The sequence below is a fragment of the Sphingosinicella sp. genome, assembly GCF_052388015.1.
Taxonomy (GTDB): Bacteria; Pseudomonadota; Alphaproteobacteria; order Sphingomonadales; family Sphingomonadaceae; genus Allosphingosinicella.
The window spans coordinates 21,852-30,766 of the sequence record NZ_JBQTIN010000156.1 but is presented as its reverse complement, the minus strand read 5'-3'; the positions used below and the strand labels follow the sequence as shown (position 1 = coordinate 30,766).

Here is an 8,915-nt window from a genome sequence, read left to right as displayed (position 1 = left end):
AGAAACAACACGCGGACCCTATAAACCCCGCCGCCTGACCGCCGCATTCTTTTCGCTCTTTCACGGGGAGCGCGCTGGCCCGGCCCGCGCGCTCCCTTCTTTTTGTGCAAAAGGAACCCGACCCATGGACCACAAACCCCGCCTGTTCGGCGACGACGCCACGATCCGCTCGATCGGCGAGCGCATGATCGCGTGCGCGCTTCCCAAACCCGAATGGACCCACGAGGCGCACCTTTCGACCTGCGCCTGGATCATCCTCGAACGGCCCGACATCACGCCCGAGCGCGATCTGCCGCGCCTCATCCGTCGCTACAATGAGAGCGTCGGCGGCGTGAACAGCGACAGCGAAGGCTATCACGAGACGATCACCCAGGTCATGATCCGCGCCGTCCGCGCCGCGCTGGCGCGAAACGAGGGGAGGGCGCTGGTCGAGCGCGTCAACGCGCTGCTGGAGGCGCCGGAGGGACGGCGGGACTGGCCGCTGCGTTTCTATTCGCGCGAGCTGCTCTTTTCGAAAGAGGCGCGGCTGAGGCGGGTGGAGCCGGACCGGGTCAGGCTCCCAAGCCTCGCCGCCTAGCGCCGCAGCGGCTTGCGCGGACAGCGGGCGATGTTCGCCGGATCGACCGGATCATGGTCAAGGCAATTGGCCGGCCCGCGGCCATAGCCTTCGGGATCGGCCGTCGGTCCGGCGTCGAGATCGCGCAGGCCGGTATGGCGTCGCCTGCTTCGCCGCCGCCGCGCGCCAGTGCCCGGCTGCGCGGCGGCGGGCCCGAGAACGATGAGCAGCGCGCCTCCGCCCATGCCGCCCGCCACGATTTGCAACAGGGACCGTCGATCGAGCCGCCGTCTCATCGGGCTTCCTCCCTGGTCTTGGCCGACGGAGAGATCATCTCCCGAAAGCCTTTCCGATGCAATCAGGGGATCTCGTTTCGGCGGGCCTCTGGACATGTGGCGTATTATTCTTATAATACACCTATGGAAAGGATGAGGCCATGTTAGACAATCCTGTGGCGAAGCGGACGGCGATCGCGGCGGGCATCGGCGCGCTGATCGCGATCCCGGTGCCGTTCGTCGGGCCGATCTTCGGTGCCGTCGTCGGCGGCGCCTACGGCTTCTTCACCGCGCCCCGCAACCGCGGCTGGTAGCCGCCGGCCGCGGCGTCAGTTCGAGTTGCCGGTATTGCCCGGCGGGCGCCGCCGGATATCGACGTCGACATCGATGCTGCGGGCCTCGTTGCGGAGCTCCTGACCGGCCCGGTTCAGCTCGGCCGCGGTGCTCTCCACGGCGTTGCCCAGCTGGTTGGTGGTGTTGGTGACGATCGTCTCGTCGAAGCCGATGGTGGTCTGGCCGTTGCGCGGGTCGTTCTGGACCGAACAACCGGCGACGAGCAGCAGCGGGGCGGCGATAAGGATGCGCATGGCGAGTCCTTCCTGTTTCCGTCGCTCAACGCATCCGCGCCCGTTTCGGTCCACGTCCGAATCCCGCTTGCGCCCCGGTGCAAGCGGGCAGAAAGTGCCGCCTCCGCGATGATCCTGGCGGCGACCGCCGGGGCGGGCCGAAGGAGGGGTCTATGCAATCGAGGAGCGCCTTGCTCGCGCTGAGCGCGTCCGTCCTGGTGGCGGGCTGCAGCGTGCAGGTCACGCCGATGAACAACATCGTCATCGGCGGCAATCAGACGAACGCGGCGGTGCCCGCACCGGCGCCGCAGAACAGCGCCGATGCGGCGCCGGTCGAAGGCGGGGCGCCAGTCGATCGCGCCTTCATCGTCGGCCGTTGGGGCATGGACGGCGACTGCGCAAACGCGCTGGACTTCCGCGAGGACGGCACCGTGCAGCCGAACAACGGCAGGTGGACGCTGGAGGGGAGCCAGTTGACGGTCGTCAATCAGAATGCGCCGACCGAGGTCAGCACTGTCACGCGCAGCGGCGACGACCGGATGACGGTCGCCGCCGGCGGGAACGCGATGAATTTCAGCCGCTGCCAATAGGCGTAGCGCAAAGGCGAAAGCGGGGCGGAAAACAGGTTCCCGCCCCGCACCTTTTCATTATTCGCCCTAAGGCGAAAGGCCGATCAGCAGCGCCGCCCGTTGCCGGCCCGATCGGAAGGATCGCTGTCGGTGCAGCTGCGACGACGACGGCGACGACCGCGGCCGTTTCCGACCGGATCGCCCGGATCGCGATCGGTGATGCCGCTGCGATAGCTGCGGCGGCGGCGACCACGGCCACCACCGACGGGATCGGAAGGATCGCGATCGGTGACGCCGGTGCGACGCCGGCCGCGCCCGCCACCGGCCGGATCATAAGGATCGCTGTCGGTTTGCGCCTGGGCTTGCGTCGCGCCCACGGTGATGGCGAGCGCGCCAGCCGCGGCGCCGCCGGCCACCCGGCCGAGGAACGAGCGCCGGGACAGTTTCCGAGTCTCACTCATACTTCATCTCCCCAGGGGTCGTTACGCACCCCAAATCACAGCATCGGCGAGAATGGCCGGCGGCGCAACCGGACATTTGACGGGGGCCGGACGGCGTGCGGCGCGCCTGCGATCCGTGCTAGGCTCCGGTCCGACTCGAAAGGGAGACGCAGGCATGCCGACGCTGAACGATCTGCTCGGGCAGGGCGGCAATATCGACGTCGGCGCGCTGGGCGCGCAGGCGGGGCTCGATCCGGATCAGGTGCGGCAGGGGATCGACGCGATCCTCGCGCGGATCGGCGGCGGCGAGAGCGGCGACGCGGCGGCGGCGGGTGCGGCGGCGGAGACGGGACTGTCGCTGGAATCGCTGCAGGCTCTGCTGCCGGCTTTGTCCGCGCAGCTCGGCGAGGGCGGCCTCGACGGGCTGATGGCCCAGCTGACCGGGCAAGGCGGCGTGCTCTCCGGCCTCGACCGGGACGGTGACGGCAACCCGATCAACGACATCGCCGGGATGGCGCGCGGGCTGTTCAACTAGCCTCCCCTCCAGCCCTTGCTGGAGGGGCCGGGGGTGGCTTTTCCTTGCTGAAGAAGCGGCTTTGCCGCCCCACCCCTTGATCCCTTCCCGGAAGGCCGGGAGGGGAGCGAGTCATTCGGGTTCGCTCTCCGGAAGCTGCGGCTGCTGCGGGGCCAGGCGGACCTTGAGGCAATTGCCCTGCGCGCCGGTCACCACGACCCGCGCGCCTTCGGGCGCGTCCGCGCCGCGCGCGGACCAGACGCCGTCGCCGACTTTCACCCGGCCCTCGCCGCCCACGATCGCCGTCACCACCGTCACCGTCTCGCCGATCAGGCGGGCGGCCCGATCGTTGAGCAGGGGGTCGTCGCTGCCGACCGGGTTGTTGGCATAATGGCGGCGGCCGCCCGCCACCGCGGCGATGGCGAGCAAGGCGAACAGACCGAGCTGGGCGGCGAGCGGGATCGGCATCAGCGCGACGGTGATGCCGGTCACCGCCGCCGCCGCCGCCATCCAGATCAGGAACACGCCGGGCGCGAAAATCTCGAAGATGGCGAGCAGGGCCGCGCTCGCCAGCCACCACCAATGCGCGTCGATGCCTGCCAGCTGGTCCATCACCGATCCTCGAACGGCCCGCGCCGCGCCTCAAGCTCGGCCGCTGCCTCGCGGTCGCGGCCGAGCACCTCCTTGGCGAGCTCGCCGATGCCGCCCAATGTCCCCATCAGCTGGGTCGCCTCGACCGGGAAGAGGATCGTCTTGGCATTGGGCGAGGTCGCGAACTGGCTGATCGCCTCGACATATTTCTGGGCGATGAAATAGTTGATCGCCTGGGCGTTGCCGCCCGCGATCGCCTGGCTGACGACCTGGGTGGCCTTGGCCTCGGCCTCGGCCTCGCGCTCGCGGGCCTCTGCATCGCGGAAGGCGGCTTCGCGGCGGCCCTCGGCCTCCAGGATCTGGCTCTGCTTCTGACCCTCCGCCTTGAGGATCGCGGAGGCGCGGCTGCCCTCGGCCTCGAGAATGTTGGCGCGCTTCTCGCGCTCCGCCTTCATCTGCCGGCCCATCGCGTTGACGATGTCGGCGGGCGGGCGGATGTCCTTGATCTCGACGCGCGTGATCTTGACGCCCCAGGATTCGGTCGCCTGATCCACCACCACCAGCAGCCGCGAGTTGATCTCGTCGCGTTTCGACAGCGTCTCGTCGAGGTCCATCGAGCCCATCACGGTGCGCAGGTTGGTCGTGGTGAGCTGCATGATGGCGAGATAGAGGTCGGAAACCTCATAAGCCGCCTTCGCGGCGTCGAGCACCTGGAAGAAGACGACGCCATCGGTCTGCACCATCGCGTTGTCCCGGGTGATGATCTCCTGGCCCGGAATGTCGAGCACCTGCTCCATCATGTTCACCTTGCGGCCGACCCGGTAGAAGAAGGCCGGGTAGAAATTGAGGCCGGGCGCGGCGACCTTGGTGAAGCGGCCGAAATGCTCGATCGTGTACTGATAGCCCTGGCGGACCATCTTCACGCTCGCGAACAGATAGAGAATGATGAACGCGACGACGATCATCACGATCATTTCCATGGCGATTCCTCCCGACGCTGCGCCTGATATCATGTAGAGAAAGCAACGCGTATCCAAGCGGAATCGGGAGGGCTCGCTCCATGGTGGTCAACGATCTTCACCTTTGTCGCTCCTTGCTCTTCCTGCCGGCCTCGAACCCGCGCGCGATCGAGAAGGCGCGGGAGCTGCCAGCCGACATGGTGATCCTCGACCTCGAGGATTCGGTGCGGACGGAGGACAAGGCAAAGGCGCGGACGGCCGCCGTCGAGGCCGTTTCCGCCTTTGAAGGGCGGCACGTCGCGGTCCGGATCAACGCGTTCGGCAGCGACCTGTTCGGCGCGGACGTGGTCGCCTTCCGCTATCTGAAGGAGGTCGGCATCGTCCTGCCGAAGGCGGAGGCGACGGCGCAGGTGCACGACGCCGGACGGCTCTTCTCGCACCATGTGCTGGCGATGATCGAGACGCCGGCCGGCGTCGCCAACGCGCGGGCGATCGCGGCCGAGACGGACGCGCTGATCGCCGGGACCAACGATCTGGGACTCGCGCTGGGCTTGCCGCCGGGCGGCGGGCGCGCGGGGCTGAGCTACAGCCTGCAGGCGATCGTGCTGGCGGCAAGGTTGCACGGCATCGCCGCGTTCGACGGCGTCTATAACGGGCTGGAGGATCTCGACGGGTTCGCCGCCGAATGCGACGAGGGGCGGACGTTCGGCTTCGACGGCAAGAGCGCGATCCATCCGAGCCAGCTCGCCACGATCAACCGCGCCTTCTCACCCTCCGAGGCGGAGATCGCTGCCGCGCGCCGGCTGGTCGCGGCCGAAACCGAGGGCGCGGAGCGGCACGAGGGGAGGATGGTCGAGGCGCTGCATGTGGCTCAGGCCAGGGCGCTGCTCGCCAAGGCGGAGCGGGGCCGCGAATCGCTTGCCAGCCGGGAGGCCGCTCCTTAAGCAGCCGCATGTTCACCCGCCTCGTCCGCGCCGCCGCGCCTTTCGCGCTTCTCCTCGCCGCACCCGCGCTCGGTCAGAGCGCCGACCCACCTGTCACGCCGGCCGACCTGCGCCGCCATATCGATCAGCTCGCCAGCGACGCCTTCCAAGGTCGTGCGCCGGCGACCGAGGGCGAGCGGCTGACCATCGCTTACATTTCCGAGCAGCTGCGCGCCCGCGGCGTCGAGCCGGCGGGAGAGAATGGCGGCTGGTTCCAGCCGGTGCGGCTGGTCGAGCGGGTGCCGGGCACGAACCGGACGAGCTGGACCGGCGCGCGCCGTCCCGTCCAGATCGCGGCGGACGAGCTGATCCTGCTCGGCCGCGAGGCGAGCGAGACGATCGCCAATGCGCCCGTGATTTTCGCCGGCCATGGCGCGCGGCTGCCCGACCGGGGCATCGACCAGCTCGCCGGCGCCAACTTCCAGGGCGCGGTGGCGCTGATCCTGCTCCAGGGGCCGCAGGGCGTACCGGGCTTCCCCTCGCTCGCCGAGCGGATGCGGACGCTGAGCGAGGCCGGCGCCGTCGCGGTGATCGCGATCGTCGACCAATCGGTGCCGTTCCCGGTCGTCGCGCGCACCTTCGCCCGCGGCACGACCCGGCTCGACTCGACCGCAGTGCCGCGCGTCGCCGGTGCGATGCCGCTTGCCGCCGCGCAGCGGCTGATCGCCGCCGCCGGGGGCAATCTGGAGCGGCTGCTCAACGATCAGCCTGGCTCCTCTTTCCGCTCGGTCGCGCTCAACGCCACCGCCTCGATCGAGGGGACGACGACGGTCCAGCGCTACACCAGCAACAATGTGATCGGCCGGCTGCGCGGCAGCGGATCGACCAATCAGAGCCTGCTCTACCTTGCCCATTGGGATCATTTCGGCACCTGCCGCCCGGAAGGCGAGGCGGACCGGATCTGCAACGGCGCGGTCGACAATGCGAGCGGAGTCGCCGCCCTGATCGAGATCGCCGGCCGCCTGTCGCGCCAGCCCCGTCCGGCGCGCGACATATTGTTCCTCGCCACCACGGCGGAGGAGACGGGCCTGCTCGGCGCCGAATATTTCGCCGCCCATCCGGTCGTGCCGGCGGCGTCGATCGCCGCCGCCGTGAACCTCGACACAATCGCCATCCATCCGGCGGGCGAGCCGGTGGCGGTGCTCGGCCGCGGCGTGCCGGCGCTCGACCGGGTGATCGACGAGACGGTGCGCGAAATGGGCCGCCGGCTCGACGGCGACGACGAGGCGAACGCTTTCGTCCAGCGCCAGGACGGCTGGAAGCTGACCCAGGTCGGCATCCCTTCGGTGATGGTCGGCGGTTCCTTCTCCAACATGGCGCTGCTCCAGGCCTTTCTCGGCGGCAACTATCACCAGCCCGCCGACCAGCCCGGGCCGACCCTGCAGCTCGATGGCGCGGCTGAGGACACAAGCCTGATGGTCGCGCTCGGGCGCCGGCTCGCCGATCCGGCGGTCTATCAGCGCCCCGCGCCCGCCGCGGCGGCGAGCAATTGAGGCGCGCGATGGACATTCCCCTCGGCCTCACCTTCGACGACGTCCTCCTCCGCCCGGCGGAATCCTCGGTGCTGCCGAGCCAGGCCGACACCCGCACCCGGGTAACGCGCGGCATCGCGCTCAACATCCCGATCCTCTCCTCGGCGATGGACACCGTGACCGAAGCGGACATGGCGATCGCCATGGCGCAATTGGGCGGCCTCGGCGTCCTCCACCGCAATCTCGAGATCGAGGAGCAGGCGGCGGCGGTGCGCGCGGTGAAGCGCTACGAGAGCGGCATGGTGGTCAACCCGATCACCATCCGCCCCGACCAGAATCTGGCCGAGGCGCGGGCCTTGATGGAGCGCCACAAGATTTCGGGCATTCCGGTGACCGAGGCGGGCGGACGGCTGGTCGGCATCGTCACCAATCGCGACGTGCGCTTCGCCGAGGATCCGCGCCAGCCGGTGTCCGAGCTGATGACGCACGAAAATCTCGTCACCGTCGGGCCCGGCGTCAGCCGCGACGAGGCGCGCCGCCTCCTCCACCAGCGGCGGATCGAGAAATTGCTCGTCATCGACGAGGACGGCCATTGCATCGGCCTGATCACCGTCAAGGACATCGAGAAGGCGGTCGCTTATCCGGACGCGACCAAGGACGAGGCGGGGCGGTTGCGGGTCGCGGCGGCAACCACCGTCGGCGACCAGGGCTTCGCGCGCAGCAAGGCGCTGATCGACGCCGAATGCGACCTGATCGTCATCGACACCGCGCACGGCCACAATCGCGACGTGGCGGCGGCGGTCGACCGGCTGAAGCGCGCGTCCAACAAAGTCCAGGTCGTCGCCGGCAATGTCGCGACGCGCGAGGCGACCAAGGCGCTGCTCGACGCCGGCGCGGACGCGATCAAGGTCGGCATCGGCCCGGGTTCGATCTGCACCACCCGGATCATCGCCGGCGTCGGCGTGCCGCAGCTCACCGCGATCATGGACGCCGCGGACGAAGCGGCGAAATCCGGCGCGCCGGTGATCGCCGACGGCGGCATCCGCGCCTCCGGCGATGTCGCCAAGGCACTGGCCGGCGGCGCTTCGGCGGTGATGATCGGCTCGCTGCTTGCGGGGACCGAGGAAGCACCGGGAGAAACCTTTCTTTATCAGGGGCGTGCCTATAAATCCTATCGCGGCATGGGAAGCGTGGGCGCGATGGCGCGCGGCTCCGCGGACCGTTATTTCCAGCAGGACATCAAGGACCAGCTGAAGCTGGTGCCGGAAGGGATCGAAGGCCAGGTCGCCTATAAGGGCCACGCCCGCGACGTGATCCATCAGCTGGTGGGTGGGGTGAAGGCGGCGATGGGCTATACCGGCGCGGCGACGATCGAAGCGCTGCAGCAGGCGCAATTCATCCGCATCACCAATGCGGGCCTGCGCGAAAGCCATGTCCACGATATCACCATTACCCGTGAGGCGCCCAACTACCCGTCGCGCTGACCCGGCGCGCTTGCATTCGCACCGATTATGGAGGAGCCTCTCGGCGGATCACGAGAGGAGGGCTGCGGTCATGGCTTACCAACCCGTTCGGATCGGCGCGGTGGCATCGGCGGTCGTCGCGGCCGGCCTCATCGCCGGCTGCAACCCAACCGTCGCGAGCCTGAGCTGCGACCGCATGGGCGAGGAGGCGAAGCAGACCTCGCAAAGCCAGCAATATAAGATCAACAGCATCACCAACCTGCGCGAAGTCTCGCGCACCGAGGCCGAGGCGCGCTGCCAGGGCAACGCCTCGTGGAGCGACAATACGACGACCGACATCTACATCCGCGCCTATCGGCAGGGCGAAAACACGATGGTCGCCTATTCGGCCACCGGGTTCGACGCCGCGGGCGCCGCGCAAAATGCCCAGGCGCCGCGACCGGCTGCGCCGCCGGCCCAAGGCACGCCCGGCTATGACCAGCCCGCTCCACCGCCGCAGCAGGGCCAGCAATAGCCGCTTTGCCATC

Annotated in this window: 13 protein-coding genes; 8 read left to right on the top strand and 5 right to left on the bottom strand. The window is 69.1% G+C overall.

What is annotated here, in order from left to right; all coding sequences use genetic code 11:
• Window positions 1-124: 124 nt before the first annotated feature.
• Window positions 125-577 carry a hypothetical protein gene (locus ACT4N3_RS12815; RefSeq protein ID WP_444855614.1) on the top strand — a complete coding sequence of 151 codons (453 nt, stop codon included), beginning with the start codon at window positions 125-127 and terminating at the stop codon, window positions 575-577.
• On the opposite strand, the gene ACT4N3_RS12810 is transcribed toward ACT4N3_RS12815, so the two are convergent.
• Window positions 574-852: a hypothetical protein gene (locus ACT4N3_RS12810; RefSeq protein ID WP_444855613.1), complete on the bottom strand. Its 279-nt coding sequence runs from the start codon at window positions 850-852 to the stop codon at window positions 574-576. The two genes, ACT4N3_RS12815 and ACT4N3_RS12810, sit on opposite strands and share 4 nt — an antisense overlap.
• 140 nt (window positions 853-992) lie before the next feature.
• Between ACT4N3_RS12810 and ACT4N3_RS12805 the strand changes: the two genes are divergently transcribed.
• Window positions 993-1,145, top strand: a complete 153-nt coding sequence (locus ACT4N3_RS12805; protein WP_444855612.1) for a hypothetical protein — start codon at window positions 993-995, stop codon at window positions 1,143-1,145.
• Between the two features lie 15 nt (window positions 1,146-1,160).
• Here ACT4N3_RS12805 and ACT4N3_RS12800 read toward each other — a convergent pair whose 3' ends face one another.
• Window positions 1,161-1,418: a hypothetical protein gene (locus ACT4N3_RS12800; protein ID WP_444855611.1), complete on the bottom strand. Its 258-nt coding sequence runs from the start codon at window positions 1,416-1,418 to the stop codon at window positions 1,161-1,163.
• Between the two features lie 170 nt (window positions 1,419-1,588).
• Between ACT4N3_RS12800 and ACT4N3_RS12795 the strand changes: the two genes are divergently transcribed.
• The gene (locus ACT4N3_RS12795) at window positions 1,589-1,987 is read left to right on the top strand and encodes a hypothetical protein (RefSeq protein WP_444855610.1); all 399 of its coding nucleotides are present in this window, start codon (window positions 1,589-1,591) and stop codon (window positions 1,985-1,987) included.
• 83 nt (window positions 1,988-2,070) lie between these two features.
• On the opposite strand, the gene ACT4N3_RS12790 is transcribed toward ACT4N3_RS12795, so the two are convergent.
• On the bottom strand, window positions 2,071-2,427 hold the full coding sequence (locus ACT4N3_RS12790; RefSeq protein ID WP_444855609.1) for a twin-arginine translocation signal domain-containing protein: 357 nt from the start codon (window positions 2,425-2,427) through the stop codon (window positions 2,071-2,073).
• Between the two features lie 154 nt (window positions 2,428-2,581).
• On the opposite strand from ACT4N3_RS12790, the gene ACT4N3_RS12785 reads away from it, so the two are divergent.
• The gene (locus ACT4N3_RS12785) at window positions 2,582-2,941 is read left to right on the top strand and encodes a hypothetical protein (protein WP_444855608.1); all 360 of its coding nucleotides are present in this window, start codon (window positions 2,582-2,584) and stop codon (window positions 2,939-2,941) included.
• A gap of 111 nt (window positions 2,942-3,052) precedes the next feature.
• On the opposite strand, the gene ACT4N3_RS12780 is transcribed toward ACT4N3_RS12785, so the two are convergent.
• Both ACT4N3_RS12780 and ACT4N3_RS12775 read right to left on the bottom strand, forming a co-directional pair.
• Window positions 3,053-3,532 (bottom strand): NfeD family protein, encoded by a 480-nt coding sequence (locus ACT4N3_RS12780; protein ID WP_444855607.1) that lies wholly within the window; start codon window positions 3,530-3,532, stop codon window positions 3,053-3,055.
• Window positions 3,532-4,491, bottom strand: a complete 960-nt coding sequence (locus ACT4N3_RS12775) for an SPFH domain-containing protein (RefSeq protein ID WP_444855606.1) — start codon at window positions 4,489-4,491, stop codon at window positions 3,532-3,534. The genes ACT4N3_RS12780 and ACT4N3_RS12775 overlap by 1 nt, the downstream gene beginning before the upstream one ends.
• 80 nt (window positions 4,492-4,571) lie before the next feature.
• Here ACT4N3_RS12775 and ACT4N3_RS12770 point away from each other — a divergent pair, with 80 nt between their 5' ends.
• From ACT4N3_RS12770 to ACT4N3_RS12755, 4 genes are all read left to right on the top strand, one after another.
• Entirely contained in the window at window positions 4,572-5,414 is an 843-nt protein-coding gene (locus tag ACT4N3_RS12770) for an HpcH/HpaI aldolase/citrate lyase family protein (RefSeq protein WP_444855605.1), read from the top strand.
• Between the two features lie 8 nt (window positions 5,415-5,422).
• Window positions 5,423-6,946, top strand: coding sequence for a M28 family peptidase (locus ACT4N3_RS12765; RefSeq protein ID WP_444855604.1), 1,524 nt, complete (start codon window positions 5,423-5,425; stop codon window positions 6,944-6,946).
• 8 nt (window positions 6,947-6,954) lie between these two features.
• Window positions 6,955-8,409, top strand: a complete 1,455-nt coding sequence (guaB, locus tag ACT4N3_RS12760) for an IMP dehydrogenase (protein ID WP_444855603.1) — start codon at window positions 6,955-6,957, stop codon at window positions 8,407-8,409.
• A gap of 70 nt (window positions 8,410-8,479) precedes the next feature.
• Window positions 8,480-8,902 (top strand): hypothetical protein, encoded by a 423-nt coding sequence (locus ACT4N3_RS12755; RefSeq protein ID WP_444855602.1) that lies wholly within the window; start codon window positions 8,480-8,482, stop codon window positions 8,900-8,902.
• The last annotated feature ends 13 nt before the right edge of the window (window positions 8,903-8,915 follow it).

What these genes read in the sequence shown, in the direction of transcription:
- ACT4N3_RS12815 (WP_444855614.1), top strand. Translation starts at nt 125, where the DNA reads ATGGACCACAAACCCCGCCTGTTCGGCGACGACGCCACGATCCGCTCG.
- ACT4N3_RS12810 (WP_444855613.1), bottom strand. Translation starts at nt 852, where the DNA reads ATGAGACGGCGGCTCGATCGACGGTCCCTGTTGCAAATCGTGGCGGGC.
- ACT4N3_RS12805 (WP_444855612.1), top strand. Translation starts at nt 993, where the DNA reads ATGTTAGACAATCCTGTGGCGAAGCGGACGGCGATCGCGGCGGGCATC.
- ACT4N3_RS12800 (WP_444855611.1), bottom strand. Translation starts at nt 1,418, where the DNA reads ATGCGCATCCTTATCGCCGCCCCGCTGCTGCTCGTCGCCGGTTGTTCG.
- ACT4N3_RS12790 (WP_444855609.1), bottom strand. Translation starts at nt 2,427, where the DNA reads ATGAGTGAGACTCGGAAACTGTCCCGGCGCTCGTTCCTCGGCCGGGTG.
- ACT4N3_RS12785 (WP_444855608.1), top strand. Translation starts at nt 2,582, where the DNA reads ATGCCGACGCTGAACGATCTGCTCGGGCAGGGCGGCAATATCGACGTC.
- ACT4N3_RS12780 (WP_444855607.1), bottom strand. Translation starts at nt 3,532, where the DNA reads ATGGACCAGCTGGCAGGCATCGACGCGCATTGGTGGTGGCTGGCGAGC.
- ACT4N3_RS12775 (WP_444855606.1), bottom strand. Translation starts at nt 4,491, where the DNA reads ATGGAAATGATCGTGATGATCGTCGTCGCGTTCATCATTCTCTATCTG.
- ACT4N3_RS12770 (WP_444855605.1), top strand. Translation starts at nt 4,572, where the DNA reads ATGGTGGTCAACGATCTTCACCTTTGTCGCTCCTTGCTCTTCCTGCCG.
- ACT4N3_RS12765 (WP_444855604.1), top strand. Translation starts at nt 5,423, where the DNA reads ATGTTCACCCGCCTCGTCCGCGCCGCCGCGCCTTTCGCGCTTCTCCTC.
- guaB (WP_444855603.1), top strand. Translation starts at nt 6,955, where the DNA reads ATGGACATTCCCCTCGGCCTCACCTTCGACGACGTCCTCCTCCGCCCG.
- ACT4N3_RS12755 (WP_444855602.1), top strand. Translation starts at nt 8,480, where the DNA reads ATGGCTTACCAACCCGTTCGGATCGGCGCGGTGGCATCGGCGGTCGTC.